General features: G+C 63.6%; 10 protein-coding genes. 3 read left to right on the forward strand and 7 right to left on the reverse strand.

Features of this window, described 5'->3' with window-relative positions:
- Positions 1-446: 446 nt before the first annotated feature.
- Entirely contained in the window at positions 447-2,234 is a 1,788-nt protein-coding gene (locus KTAU_RS13240; protein WP_151728840.1) for a DUF2079 domain-containing protein, read from the forward strand.
- Between the two features lie 171 nt (positions 2,235-2,405).
- Complete coding sequence (locus tag KTAU_RS13245; RefSeq protein WP_151728841.1) at positions 2,406-3,086, forward strand: GntR family transcriptional regulator; 681 nt, start codon at positions 2,406-2,408, stop codon at positions 3,084-3,086.
- Positions 3,087-3,240: 154 nt separating this feature from the next.
- On the opposite strand, the gene KTAU_RS13250 is transcribed toward KTAU_RS13245, so the two are convergent.
- Complete coding sequence (locus KTAU_RS13250; protein ID WP_151728842.1) at positions 3,241-4,623, reverse strand: MFS transporter; 1,383 nt, start codon at positions 4,621-4,623, stop codon at positions 3,241-3,243.
- A gap of 352 nt (positions 4,624-4,975) precedes the next feature.
- Here KTAU_RS13250 and KTAU_RS22390 point away from each other — a divergent pair, with 352 nt between their 5' ends.
- Complete coding sequence (locus tag KTAU_RS22390) at positions 4,976-5,125, forward strand: DUF5679 domain-containing protein (RefSeq protein ID WP_228026480.1); 150 nt, start codon at positions 4,976-4,978, stop codon at positions 5,123-5,125.
- Between the two features lie 276 nt (positions 5,126-5,401).
- Here KTAU_RS22390 and KTAU_RS13255 read toward each other — a convergent pair whose 3' ends face one another.
- The 6 genes from KTAU_RS13255 to KTAU_RS13280 form a co-directional block, all read right to left on the reverse strand.
- A complete protein-coding gene (locus KTAU_RS13255; protein WP_170293281.1) occupies positions 5,402-5,944 on the reverse strand; it encodes a VOC family protein in 543 nt (180 codons plus the stop codon).
- Between the two features lie 158 nt (positions 5,945-6,102).
- A complete protein-coding gene (locus tag KTAU_RS13260; RefSeq protein WP_151728844.1) occupies positions 6,103-7,164 on the reverse strand; it encodes an SMP-30/gluconolactonase/LRE family protein in 1,062 nt (353 codons plus the stop codon).
- Between the two features lie 36 nt (positions 7,165-7,200).
- Positions 7,201-8,241 carry a fumarylacetoacetate hydrolase family protein gene (locus KTAU_RS13265; protein WP_151728845.1) on the reverse strand — a complete coding sequence of 347 codons (1,041 nt, stop codon included), beginning with the start codon at positions 8,239-8,241 and terminating at the stop codon, positions 7,201-7,203.
- Positions 8,242-8,244: 3 nt separating this feature from the next.
- Positions 8,245-8,574 carry a putative quinol monooxygenase gene (locus KTAU_RS13270; RefSeq protein WP_151728846.1) on the reverse strand — a complete coding sequence of 110 codons (330 nt, stop codon included), beginning with the start codon at positions 8,572-8,574 and terminating at the stop codon, positions 8,245-8,247.
- A gap of 103 nt (positions 8,575-8,677) precedes the next feature.
- Positions 8,678-9,679 (reverse strand): NAD-dependent epimerase/dehydratase family protein, encoded by a 1,002-nt coding sequence (locus KTAU_RS13275; protein ID WP_151728847.1) that lies wholly within the window; start codon positions 9,677-9,679, stop codon positions 8,678-8,680.
- Positions 9,680-10,187: 508 nt separating this feature from the next.
- Positions 10,188-14,006 carry a WD40 domain-containing protein gene (locus tag KTAU_RS13280; RefSeq protein ID WP_170293282.1) on the reverse strand — a complete coding sequence of 1,273 codons (3,819 nt, stop codon included), beginning with the start codon at positions 14,004-14,006 and terminating at the stop codon, positions 10,188-10,190.
- Positions 14,007-14,017 lie beyond the last annotated feature (11 nt).

Genomic DNA, 14,017 nt, shown 5'->3' on the forward strand with positions numbered 1-14,017 from the left:
AGCAGCTCTTCCTCTCCTCGTGCTTGCTTCCTTCTTCCTTGCTTCAACTTGCGTCGCGTCAACCCCTTGCTGGAGGCGATTTCGGGCCTCTACAATCTGTGGTTACTTGCTGCATCACGGCCCGTACACCGGCTTACTTCCCTCAGAAACTCAAAGCAGCTTACGCGCTGCTTCCATTACTTATGATACTCAAGACACAAAATGAAAATCAGTATCTCAATCATGATCAATAGATTGACAGGGACGGGAGGGTGATCGAGATGAAGGACATATGAGATCGTCTGGCAGGTCTCAGGGAGCATTAGCCAAACGTCCTGGAGACTGGCCTGTTAGAGAGGATTCATGCTATCATAACAGAGCCAATCGTCTGGAGAAAGAGGCCTTTCCCAGTCGGCTCGCATTCGTTGCACGGGGCCTCGTTTTGATCCCCTTGAGAGTCCTGGATTATGAACAAAATTGGCAAGTGGCTCCATCTGACACTGCGGCGCTGGAGGGTGGCCTGTGGGAAGGAACTCTATCCCCCCCCTGAACCGCTACCCCGGGGACGTGCTTTCTGGCTGGCCCTGGGCCTGGTCGTGTTGGCGATGCTCGCCTACAGCGTCTACTTCGTCATCTTTGTGACCAGCAAGCAGGATGCTTTTGCCACCAACGGCGAAGACCTGGGCATCATGGACCAGGCGATCTGGAATACGCTGCACGGCGCCCTTCTGCATCAGACGATCTGTAATGTGCTGACCGATACGAATTGCTATGGGCTGGAGGGCATCAATCGCTTCGCCATTCACTATGAGCCGATTCTTTTTTTAATTGTGCCCCTTTATATTTTTTGGGCTGATCCGAAAACGTTGCTGATTCTTCAGGTCCTGGTAGTAGCCACGGGGGCGCTGCCAGCCTTCTGGCTAGCCCGTCTGCGCCTGCGTAGCGATCTGGCCGCTGTTCCCTTCGCCCTGCTCTATCTGCTCTATCCTGCGCAGCAGTATGCTGTCGACTATGATTTCCACGCTGTGACGCTGACGCTGGCCTTGCTCCTCTTTACTCTGTACTTTATGTATACGCAGCGCAATGGCTGGTTTCTGGCCTTTGCGATTCTCTCGCTGGCCTGCAAAGAGGAGATTGCCGGCGTCATTGCCCTGCTGGGTCTGTGGATGGTGATCTTCCAGCGACGCTGGCGCATCGGCCTGATTGTCTTCGGGCTGGCGGTCGGCTGGACCGCCATCGGCCTGCTGATCGTCCACTACGCCAGTCCGATTGGTCACTCGCTGCTAGCCTCCCGCTGGTCAGAATATGGGGACTCGCCCGTGGAGGTGGCGCTAAACATCCTGCTGCACCCGCTGCAGGTGATCCGCCAGCATGTGCTGGAGCCGCAACATCGGCTCTATCTGCAGAAACTGCTCGCTCCAGCGGGCTACCTGCCGCTACTGGCCCCCTGGGTCCTGGTCCTGGCCTCGCCGACGCTGGCCCTCAACCTGCTTAGTTCCTCGCCCAACATGTACAGTGGCCGCTATCAGTACAATGCGGAGATCGTGCCGATCCTGATCTTTGCCACCATCGAGGCGGTGGTGCTGCTGCTCTGGCTGCTGCGCCGCTGCCTGCAACTGGGCCAGGCCCGGCTTGCTCAGATGAGAGGTCCCGCCCTCAGCGCCTTGCCTGTTGCTGCCGGGGACCAGGGGAAGGAGCGTCCCGCCTGGTCCCTGTTGTCGTCGTCGGCAGGACGCTGGTTTGGAACACAGCCTGCCCCGTTGGCTGGCGGACGACTCTGGCCCATCCTGCGGGCCCTCTTCCTGCTGCTCCTGCTGAGCTATGTGATGGGGCAGGTGGTCAGGGCCACTGCACGCTACGATGTCTATAGTGCCATGCCCTATGCAGCCGGCTTTATCTGGCCCTCTCAGGATGCTCATGACCGCCTCGCCTATCATTTTCTGCAAGAGATCCCGCCTACAGCCTCGGTCTCGACGCAGACAATGCTGGTCCCCCATCTCAGTGAACGGCGTAGCATCTATCTCTTTCCCTATGGGGCGGGCTATGCCGACTATATCCTGCTGAATGCCCCAGGCTACTATTATCCCTTCCAGTCCTATGCTGACTACGAGCATACGGTCGACGCCGTGCTCAGCAGCGGCGAGTATGGCGTGATCGATATGCAGGACGGCTATATCCTGCTCAAAAAGGGCGCTGCTTCCACTGCCAATCAGCAGGCGGTGCGCATGGTGGCTCAGTATCGCCACACCGATTGATTCGCTTTTACACCAAGGGCGTCAGGCTCTGCTCGCTCTCTTCCCTTCATCTCTGCCTTGACGCCCTTTTTCTCCCTGACCTATACTAATCAATAATCGATTGTGCCTCTTTGTAGGTGAGGAGCAGCGTCCCGGAATACGGGGCCAATTTCTGCAGGATTTTCGACACCGATGAATATACGTACACCCATTCTTGGCCGACGCGTTCTGCGCGAGGATATCAAAGAATTTCTTATCGATGCCATAGTCAAGGGCCACTATCGGCCAGGGGAGCGCATCGTGGAGAGCCGTGTGGCGCAGGAGCTGGGGGTGAGCCAGGGGCCGGTGCGCGAGGCGCTGCGCGACCTGGAGCTGCTCGGCTTCGTCGTCAGCTCGCCCTATCGTGGCACGCAGGTGCGCAAGGTCTCACGGCGCGACCTACTGGAACTCTATCCCATTCGGGCCGCTCTGGAAGGCGTGGCGGCTCGCGCGGCAGCGGTGCGCATCGACGAGGCGACGCTGCTGCAGCTAGAGGAGCTGCTCGCCGAGATGCGCGATGCGGCTGCACGCAATGAGCTGCATGCCCAGACGGCGGCCAATATTGCTTTCCACCGCCTGATTGTGCAGGCGGCGGGCAATCGCCTGCTGCTGCAGTACTGGGACAGCATGCAGCTCTACACGACGACCTTTGTGACGGTGGCGATGGCGCAACGTACGCCCCAGGAGCTGGCCGAGCGCCATCAGGTCATCATCGAGGCCCTGCGGGAGCATAATCCGCAGCGGGCCGAGCAGGTGATGCGGCGCCATATCGAGGAAGCCGGCGAGTGGCTGCAGATGGCGCCGCCCTCCGAGGAAGAGCAAGAGCAGGAGTGAGGCCCCCGGCCAGTCAGAGCGCTGCCAAAGCTCCGGCCTGGCTCAGCCCTGCTCGGTTCAGTTCAGTTCTGCTCAGCGGACAGGTTCACCCTCCTCTGGGGTGGGGAGGCACTACGGAGGAGGTTGGCCTATCCGCTGATTCTGTCGTGCTTCGTCAGAGCTGGTGCTGGGCTGCGGTCTCTTCCCGTACCTCTGCGGCGATCTGGCTAGCACGCTGCTCAGTTGGCTGGCTCTGGCTTTCAGGTGCAAGTGTTCTCAGACGGCGCATTTCGGGCCAGATGAGGGCTACACAGAACACCACCAGGATGGTGCCGAGGCCACCGCCGACGACTGCCGGCACGGGACCGAAGAGCTGGGCCGCCAGGCCCGACTCGAAGCCACCGAGCTTGTTGGAGGTGGCGATGAAAATAGTGTTGACCGCCGCCACGCGCCCGCGCATGTGGTCTGGGGTGCGTGTCATTAGCAGGGTGCCGCGAATAACCACGCTGATGTTGTCAAGTCCGCCCAGAATGAAGAGCATGAGCAGCGAGAGCCAGAAAGAGCGCGAGAGGCCAAAGACGATGGTGGCCAGGCCGAAGCCGGCCACTGCCAGCAGCAGAGTACGCCCGGCTCGCTTGAAGGGCGGCAGGTGAGCCAGCAAGAAGGCCACGCAGACGGCCCCAATAGAGGGGGCGGCCTGCAGCCAGCCCAGGCCGGTGGGGCCAACCTTGAGGATGTCGCGCGCGTAGATCGGCAGCAGGGTGGTGGCGCCGCCGAAGAGGACGGCGAAGAGGTCGAGTGTAATGGCCGCCAGGATGACCTGGGTGTGCCGCAAGAAGCGCAGGCCCTCAGCCAGCGAGCGCAGGGTTCCCTCCTGACCCTGATCAGGGCCTGGGGAAGGGACCACGCTGGCCGGATGCAGGCGCAGGAGGGCCAGCAGCACCAGATAGAGAACAATGGCCAGGGCATTCAGGCCATAGACAGGCGTGGCCCCGCGGAAGAGGGCCACCAGGAAACCACCCAGGGCCGGCCCGACGACTGACGCCAGCTGCCAGGCACTGCTCTCCCAGGTGGCGGCGTTGGCGTAGAGGGCCGCTGGCAGGGTCTGGGGCAGGAGCGCGGCGCTGGCCGGCTCGTTGAAGGCGGTGGCTGTGCCTGTGAGCAGCAGGCAGCCGTAGATGAGCCAGAGCGGCCCGCGCTGCCAGGAGAGAAGCATGAGCCCCAGGGAGCAAAGGGCAAGAATGGTCTGAGCCAGCATAACCATGCGGCGCCGATTCAGGCGGTCCGCCAGGTGACCGGCCAGCAGCGAAAAGCAGAGCACCGGCAGCACCTGTACCAGGCCGACCAGCCCCAGGGCCAGCGCCGAGTGGGTGCGGTCGTATAGCTCCCAGCCGATGGCCACTGTGACCATCTGCTCGCCGATTGATGAGAGAAAGATGCCAATAAAGAGCAGGCGAAAGTTGCGGTAGCGCAGGGCTCGATAGGGGTCGTGGCGAGCCTGCGCGTCGCTAGAGGCATCAGATACGCCTCGTTCTGGGTTGAGATCCCTCACAGACATTCCTCGTATCTTGCCGACAGTAACAGTAGAGTCACTTGCTGCCGCTTTTATTGATGACGCTGATCTTCGCTGTTCCTCCTGGTAGGAAGGGCATTGTGCCTTTCTTTCTACTGTGGCGAGCGGGCGGCAAGGCTCTGGATTTTACTATAGCACAGGGAGAGAGACACTTTGCATAGCCAATCCAGCCCTATGCTTTCGAGAAATGAACCAGAGAGAGTAATATTGTCGTGTACCTAGATAGCCTCTGTCCTTCGTGAAGTACGAGGGGCAGGGCACGATTAACTACCGTGACTGACGGTCGTTTGTCGTGTACATAAGCTTTAGACGGAAAGGATTGTAAGTTATGGCAGACATGGCGTATTGTGTCAAGTGCAAAGAGAAGCGGGAAATCAAGGACGCGCATCAGGTGACGATGAAGAACGGTCGGGCGGCGCTGCAGGGTACTTGTCCCGTCTGTGGCACGCGCTTGAACCGCATTCTACCTGGTGCGAGCAAGAAATAGCGCCACCTGGTCCGCGCCGGCAACCCGTCCTGTTGCGGAAAACCAGGGGGAGTGGTCCGACCGGTGGCGTCGCCGCCGCGTAGGAGGTTCGCGCGTCTGGCAGCCTTGTCTGAGCGGGCGGGGCTGGCCGGGAGCGAGCAGCCGCCGACGCCGCGGCGGCGTTTGGTTGGGCTGCTCCCTACAGGGCAGGGGAGCGGGCGGCCTGCCTCCCCTCCTTTCCTCGCTATCTGGATCTGGCCGGCTGGCTGTGGGCTGGCATTGTCCGGTGCGGTCCGGCTAAAAGTCGCCGCGGCGGATGCGCTCGAAGAGGGCGCGATTCTCTTCGTCGAGGGCGACCAGCTCAAGATAGGTGCCGCTGCTGGCCAGTGTATCGAGGAAGGCGAAGCGGGTGCCCTGGCCAGCGATCCCGCTCTCAATAATAGTCGCGTTCTCTCTCTCCTCGGGGGCCAAGGCTCCCTGAATGGCCCCCAGCACCTGCTCAAGGTCATCAACCTCCAGTCCCAGATGATGCACGCCTGGACCGCGCTGGCGCAGGAAAGTGAGCAGGCTGTTCTCTCCTTCTAGCGGTTGCATCAGCTCGATCTGCAGAGGGCCAGCGTAGCCAAAGGCCACGTTCTGGCGGCAGAACGCCGGCTGCCCGCGATAGGTGTAAGCCCGAAACTGGATGTCTTCGATGACGAAGAAGCGGGGCACGCCGAGCGTCGCTTGAAAGAAGCGCTGGGCCTCGGCGAGATCGTTGACAGCGTAGGCCACCTGGAACCAGCGTGCGCCGGCTGCTGTCAGGGCGGCGAGGGAAGACGGTAGTTGCTGTCTGGACATAAGCGTTGAGCCTCTCTTCTTTGTGATCATGATGATGGTGATGGTGGTACTCGTATGCTTCTTTGTCCTGGCGGAAAGGAAAGCCTGGTCGGCTGCCGGGCCAGGCCAGGCCAGAGGCCGACCAGGCTTCCGGCGGCCTTCTCAGGCTCCCCTGTGCGCTATGCCGGTGGTCTGGCTTCGTGCCAGTGGATCATTGGCAGCCCGGGAACCGGGCTGCGGAAATAGGGGATGGTGGTTCCGCGCAGGCTGCCAAGATAGACGGTGCGCAGGTCCGGCCCGCCGAAGGTCAGGCTGGCCAGCCAGGGGGCGATAGTGCCGTGGGTGGCCGCCAGGATCTCGGGGGTCAGCGTGTGGCTCTCGTAGTGGGCGAAGAGGCGCGCCTGCGTCTCGGGATGGCTATCGTCGAGCAGGGTCAGGACCTCGCCCTCTGGGGTGATGGCGATGAGTTGGTCGGTAAAGATCAGCGTCACCCAGAGATTGCCGTAGGCATCGAAGGCGAAACCGTCCGGGAAGCCGGGCAGGCGCGAGGGGCCGTAAATCTCGCGATCGGTCAGGGAGCCGTCGGGTTGGAGGCGCAGGCGACTGATGCGCCAGGCCGTGCTTTCGACAACGTAGAGCCACTCCTCGCGCGCGTCAAGGCGGATTTCATTGGTCCCGCAGAAGCCCTCGGCGACAATGCGGATGCCGCGCTCGTCGATGAGGGCGATGTAGCCATCGGCGGTGCGGGTGTTGAGCTGGTTGGTCCACGGATGCTCGCGGGTGTTGACGCTGAGCCAGATGCGGTTTTTGCTGTCGCGTAGGACGAAGTTGGCCTTACCCAGCGGCTGGCCGTCGATCTCGCGGTAGAGGGTGCGCAGGCGCCCGTCGCGCGTCATGATCTCGACGGCGTCGGTCCCCCAGTTAGCGATGATGATATCACCGTTCTCGGCGAAGGCCAGGCCGTTGGGCAGTGATCCCTGGGCCTGGACATAGCGCTCTTCGAAGCTGGCGCCGCTCTCTGGGGTCGGCTCTGTGTCTGGCTCGCGCTCGACCACGGGCAAGATGAGCTGCTGGCTGCCGTCAGGGTTGATGCGCATGACGCCGCCGCGGGCGTCGGCGGCCCAGAGGGTGCCATCTCGCTCGGCCAGGATGCACTCCGGGCGCTGCAGATCGTGGCCAATGCTGCGGATGCTGCGGCGATCGACCTGCCAGTCTTTGAGTGGGTTGGCTGAGGACACCATGCTGCTGCTCTCCTTTGCCTGGGTCTGGTCCTGCAGCTAAAGGCTGCTGCTCTCCTCCTCGGCGATGCAGCGGTTGCGCTGGGTGCCGAGGCCGCTGATACTGCCTTCTAGCACGTCGCCGGGCTGGAGGAAGCGCCGGTAGTGCATGCCGTTGCCGCGCGGCGAGCCGGTGCAGATCAGGTCACCGGGCCAGAGCTGCACGTAGTGAGAGATGTATTCGATCAGGCGGGCGACGCCGAAGATCATATCATCGGTCCCTTCGTCCTGCATGACCTGGTCGTTAAGCTTGAGGGTCAGATGGAGCTGCTGGGGATCGGGCACGAAGCTGGCTGGCACGAGAAATGGCCCAGTCGGAAGGAAGCCCGGCGGGCATTTGCTGCGCAGCCAGTCGCTGCCGATGGCCTGCAGATCGGGACGGTAGACGCGATCTCGACAGGTCAGGTCGTTGACGATGGTGTAGCCGGCAACGTAGGCCAGCGCCTCCTCGCGCTTGACGCGGCGTGCGGGCCGTCCGATCACAACGCCCAGCTCTAGCTCCCAGTCCGGTTGCATGCTGTCGGAGGGCAGTGGGATTGGATCGTAGGGGCCAGTGATGGCCGATGGGATTTTGGTGAAGACGTAGGGGATACCGTTGGCGATGCGGGCATCCATGATGCGCTCGGCCAGGGCGCGGCGCTCGGCCTCGTCTTGGGTGTCGTGGGCGCCGTGACCCTGGGCGGTGGCCAGCTCGATGACGTGCTGACGGTAGTTGGCGCCGGCGCAGAAGATCTGACGTGGGTAGAGGATCGGCGCGTGCACATGAACGGCTGCCAGCGGGAGCCAGTGCTGCTCGGAGATGATTGCGGCGGCGACTGGCTCGGCCAGGGCATCGACGGCTCGCTGCAGGGCGGCCAGGTTGCGCTCCCACTGCTGCAGCAGACCCAGCACGCTCCCGTCGTCGCTCAAGGGCTGGCCGAGGCGCTCGCAGAGCGGCTGCAGAGCATGAACGGCGATCACGCGCTCATCCAGCACCAGGCCCGCAAAGGGCGGACAGCCGGCGATAGAAAAGGAACCGAGGGCAAAAAATCGGGTGCTCATCTGCTACTCGCCTGCTCTCTGCTTACCAGGGACTGGGGACTGACCAACGACCAGCGTATAGAGGTCGCGCTCGCGTTTCTCGAGCAGCGGCAGAATGGTCCCTTCGACAAGCTGACGGTAGTGCTCCGTTTCGCGATGCTGCTGCAGGGCGGCCTCGTCAACATACTGCTCATAGAGCAGGAACTGGTCGGGGTGCTCCTGCGAGCGGCAGGCGTGATAGAGCAAGCAGCCAGGTTCACTGGCGGCGACGCGGGGCGCCATCTGCTTGAGGGCGGCCTCGATGGCGTCGCCCTGACCCGGCTTGCCGTAGTAACGTGCCACAAGCACAATCATCAGCTCTTCTCTTCCTTTCTCGGCTGCATACTATTTGGAGTGAAGAGGCTCCCAGCGTTCCCGCCTGGCGTGGTTGGGGCTGCTGGAGGGCTTGAGTGGCCTCTTAGTGGCCGGTGCTGCCTTCCTGCAGTGCGTGCTCGTTCAGCTCGCCGCCTGCGACCCGTTCGCGGAAAAGGGCTAGCGTGGCGGCGATGCCCTCGCGCAGCGGCGTCTGCGGTGGCTCGCCGATGACGCGGCTCAGGGCCTCGGCGGAATAGGCCTCGGGCGAAGGAAAGGCCGGCTCGGCGAAGGTGATCAGGCCGCGGCTCTCGGGGACCAGCTCCTCGATGAGGGCGACGATCTCGCTCATGTGGGCAACGGTCCCGTGCAGATTGAAGACCTCGGCCCCTTCGAAGGGCGCGCGCGCGCAGGCAAGGAAGGTTTTGGCCACGTCATCGGCGTATTGAAACTCGCCCCGTCCCCCAAAGGGGATGTGGAAAGGTCGCCCCAGCACGGCGGCCAGCATGGCCCGTGTAGGGGCCGAGGTCAGGCCCTGGTCGCGGCCCGGGCCGTAGACGGTCGCCGGGCGCAGGCCGATACTGGTGAGGCCATGCTCCTGCCAGTAGATGCGCGCCGTGCCCTCGTTGGCTTGTTTGAAGATGCCGTAGAGCGAGTTAGGGCGCAGTGGCGTATCGTGCTGGACGAGGCCGCTCGGGCCGCCAGCCTTGGGATCGTAGACGGCCACGGAGGAGGCGTAGACGATGCGCCGGACCTGGTCCGTCCGGCGGCGGCAAGCCTCGAAGATGTTGACGGTGCCGACGACGTTGACGCGCGCCCCCAGCGGGGGATTGGCCCGCACTGCGGGCATCTGGAGCGCGGCCAGATGGATGACGTGGGTGATCCCATATTGATCAATGACCTGCTCCACAGCTGCCAGCTCGCTGAGGTCGCCTTGAACGAAGGTGACCTGGGCCAGCTCCTCGGGTGCCATAATCAGCTTGAGTCGCCGCGTGTCCTGGCCCAGGTCAAAAGCGATCACGGGGGTGCCTTCGCGCACAAGGTTGCGCGCAGTCCAGGCCCCGATACAGCCCAGGGCCCCGGTGACAAGAAAGCGTTCTTGGGCCATGCTCGCTCTATGCCTCCTCTGCTGCCTACCGCTTCGCTTCGCTTTGCTAACGTGGTTGACAGTCTCTGCCTGTTCGCGTCGACGGTGCTCTGTGCTGTGCCCAGTCGCCGAGGGGGCGCCGCTCGCAACGCAGGCGCCTGGCGCGCTGGAGAATGGGGGAGAGGTGCCCAGGAGCCACGCGGCACGGGACCGCTCCAGGGGAGCGGGAGCGGCAGAAGCGCCACCGACGGCGACGGTGACCCGCAAGCAGCGCGGACCCGGGCCCAGTCCACAGAGCATCGGCCATCTGTTCCTCCACTCTGCTCCTCAGTGTAGCTGGACCGGGGTCAGAGTTCACTACCGTTCGCTTCCGTTTTCGCCTTTCCGGTTGCTTCCGGTCCACTGCTCCCGCCGCGCTCCTGCAACGCAAGTGGAGAAGAGACCAGCTCAGTCGCAGTGGCTGCCTTGTATGAGGAAGGCAGGAAGGGGAAGGAAAAAAGCGGGGGGAGCCGCTAGGGAGCGCCCGCGCTTAGCTTAAGGGAGTGGGCGGAGTGGGTGGCGTCGCCTCGCTGCCTCCTTCGCAGGCGCCCAGGGCTTTGAGGGAGGCTTTCTGTGCCTCGCTGAGGCCGCGCACATGGCGAATGCTCATCCCCTCGTAGGGGCGCTCGCTCCGCAGGACGTAGAGACAGGCCCCGGTTTTGGCCTGGGAGACGAAAATCACGCCATCGTCGTCGCCACTGGCGAGCAGCTCGCCGTCGGCGCTGAAGGCCACCGACCAGACCTGGCCCCGGTGGCTGGCAAAGGTCTGCTCGCAGAGATGGTAGCTCAGGCCGTCGATCTGGCCCAGGCGCAGGCTATGCTCATCGCCGCTGGCGAGCAGGCTACCATCGGGGCTGAAGGCGATGGCCCGGAACCAGGTAAGCGCTCCGTGACCAGGCCAGCGCTGGCAGCGGTAGCCGCTGCTCACCTCCCAGAGGCTCAGACTGCCATCGTTGCCGCTGCTCAGCAGGAAGCGTCCATCGGGGCTGAACGTCAGGGCCCCGATAGGACTGGCCTCGCCCTGGAGCGTTCGCAAGCAGCGCCCGCTCTCGACTTCCCAGAGCTTGATCTCGCCGTCGTTATCGCCGCTGGCGAGCAGGCTACCATCGGGACTGAAGGCCACCGACCAGACCATCGAGCCATGACCGTGGAGGGTCTTCAGACAGGCCGCCTGGCCCTCACGACGCATGTCCCAGAGCTGGACAGTGCGATCGTGGCTCCCGCTGGCGAGTCGCTGGCCGTCGGGGGCGAGAGCCAGAGACCAGATGACGGCGCTGTGACCATGCCAGGTTTTCAGGCAGCGTGTTGTCCCCTCCTGGTCCTGCTCGCTCAGGGACCAGAGGCGGATCGCCTGGTCGTCACCGCTGCTGATAAAGGTCCGGCTGTCGCGGAAGAGAATCGACCAGATCGGGCCGGCATGGCCCTGGAAGGCGCACAGGCAGCGGGCCTGGCCATCAGGCTCCAGCAGCCAGAGGCGCAGCAAGCCGTTATCGTCTCCGTGCACCAGATAGCGCCCGTCAGGGCTAAAGGCCATCGAGCGGGCCACGCTGCTGTGGCCCTGCAGTGTGCGCAGGCACTTGCCGCTCTCCACATCCCAGAGCTTGACCTTGCCGCTGTAGGAGACACTGATCAGCAGGCCGGCGGGACCGAAGGCCACGGCGCTCACGAACGTCGAATGGCCGTGCAGAATGCGCAGCCGCTGGGCCTCGCCGTTCAATCGCCAGATCTCGACCGCGCCGTCGTCGCAACCGCTGGCCAGGAGCGTCCCCTCGGGGTTGAAAGCAATAGTGGCCGCGCGCGTCGTATGCAGGCGCAGCGTGGTCAGAAGACGTCCGCTGGCCACATCCCAGAGATTGACCAGGCCATCTTCGCCACCGCTGGCGAACAGCTTGCCCTGGGGATGGAAAGCGACCGCCATGATATCGCCGCTGTGGCCGTGCAGAATGCGCAGGCAGGCGCCCGACTGAAGCTCCCAGAGACGCACTGTCTCATCATTGCCGCTGCTCACCAGAAAGCGGCCATCGGGGCTGAAAGCCAGATCCCAGACGGGTCCGATGTGGCCGTAGAGCACCTTCAGGCAGCGGCCCGTCTCGATCTCCCAGAGGCGAATCGTCTGATCCATGCCGCTGCTGGCGAGCAGGCGCCCGTCAGGGCTAAAGGCCACGGCGCGCACCCATTTCTCGTGGCCCTGAAAGAGGCGAAAGCATTGTCCACGCTCCTCGCCGCTCACATGCCAGAGCTTCACGCTGCGATCGTAGCCACCGCTGGCGAGCAGGCGCCCATCGGGGCTAAAAGCCAGGGCCCAGGCCATGCGACTGTGGCCACGCAGTGTCAACAGCGGGCGACCTTCCGTCAGATGCCAGAGGCGAATCTGCCCGCTGAAGCTGCCCACAGCGAGCAGGTGCCCGTCAGGGCTGAGGGTCAGCGAGGCGATGCTCTCGACTGGCTCTGTGAAGAGCGAATCGCTAATCCAGGCCGAGGCGAAGCTGGCCCGCTGGGCCTCTATGCCCTGTAGATAAGCCTGACGCACGGCCAAGCCGGAGAAATCCTTGCCGCGCAGATGGCCGTCCAGCGTCGCCATCAGATTGACCAGGTTGCCGCCACCGTAGCCCTGCACAGCGTACGGCAGGCCACGCAGACTTCCCGCTAGCGCCATCAATCGCTCCTCTAGCCGCTGCTCATCGCCGCAGAACGATAGCAGGCGCTCCAGCAGCGGCTGCAGTAGCATACGGACCTGGCTCTCACGGATATAGTCCTGGCTACTAGCCTTCATCAGCGCGTGCGAGAGCAAGAGCCGCGGGCGCTCCTGCAAGATCTCGCTGCAGACCTCCTCGACCAGGCGCTCGCTCACATACTCCATCACCACCGGCTGCAAGGTGAAAATGGCCCCCTGCTCGGCGCGCTCTACCAGGCAGCGCCAGCGCAGCGACTTGAGAGCCGCCAGTACCTCGCGACGCGAGACCGCCCCCAGCAAGTCCTGGCTCAGCTCTTCCAGGGGGACCATCTCGCGCTCGATGGCCAGCCAGTACATCAGATCGCTCTCCAGGGAAGAGAGGCGCTCAAACTGGTAGTCGAGCAGCTGACGCACCGTGTGAAGCAGCATTGGCCCCTCGCGCAAGAAGGCCTCGATCTGGCCGCCAAAGACCTCCTGCACAGTAGCGGCGGCGATTTTCAGCGCCAGAGGATTGCCGGCGTAGTGGCGTACCAGCTCATCCCAGGCGTGCGGTGTGCCCGAGAGACGGCGCTCCTCTAGCAGCTGCTGGATGGCCTCGCGCTCCAATCCGAACAGCTTCAGGACACGCACCGGCGAGAGCGGCCCCTCCAGCGGCTCCAGCTCGCCAGGCAGCTCGCGACTGGTTAGCAGCAGGCAGCTCTGATGAGTACACTCCGCCACCTGGCGTAGCAGGCGGCCATAGCCCTCATAGCCTTCGCGATAGCGTCCCTCAAAGCTGCCGGGCTGCAGCAAGGTCTCCATGTTATCAAAGATCAGCAGGCAGCGTCGCTTGCGCAGCTGATCGAGCAGCAGGGTCATGCGTCCTTCGAGCTGAGATGGCAGCGCCAGACCCTGCTGCTGAGTCAGGGCCTGAATGCAATCGGCCAGCAGCTCATCGAGCGGGGGAGCGTTGCGCAGCGAGCGCCAGAGGACAAGCTCGAAGCGGGGCGCCACCTGTTGAGCAAAGCGTACCGCCAGGGTAGTCTTGCCGATGCCACCCATGCCGAGGACAACGACCAGGCGGCAGTGGTCGGAGAGCAGCCAGCGCTCCAGAGTGGCCAGCTCCTGCTGTCGGCCATAGAACGCAGAAGCATCGGGGGCCTCGCCCCACTCAACGTGTGTCTCGGTCGTCGGCTGGGGGACGGGTGCCGAGCGCGCGGGCTGAGCTGGGAGCGGTCCAGTGGAGGCAGTGGCCGACTCTTCAGAAGGGGTCGAAGCTGAGGCAAAGGCAGAAGAAGAGGGGCGAAGATGAGCGGGCGCGCGGCGCTGAGTCTGAAGCAGCTCCTCAAACCAAAGCTCATCGAAGGGGATCGAACGCCGGGCAGCGCTCTCGGCAGCCTGATGCCAGAGCGTACGGGCCTCGTCGCGCGCGTGCTCCTCATGGAAGGCGCCGTAATGCCAGTAGATCTCGATGAGCTTCTTCAGATTCTCGCTCGTAGGGAAGGCCGTGCCGCCCTCCCAGTGACGGATCGTGCGCTCCGACACTCCGAGCATGGTCGCGATCTCAGCCTGCGTCAGACCGGCCTTCTCGCGCAGCGTGAGTGCCAGCAGACCGAAGCGGTCATCTTTGAGCTTATACCGACGGTGATAGCCCACGGCGTCGTGCT

Origin of the sequence: Thermogemmatispora aurantia, from assembly GCF_008974285.1 — a bacterium.
GTDB classification, from domain to species: domain Bacteria; phylum Chloroflexota; class Ktedonobacteria; order Ktedonobacterales; family Ktedonobacteraceae; genus Thermogemmatispora; species Thermogemmatispora aurantia.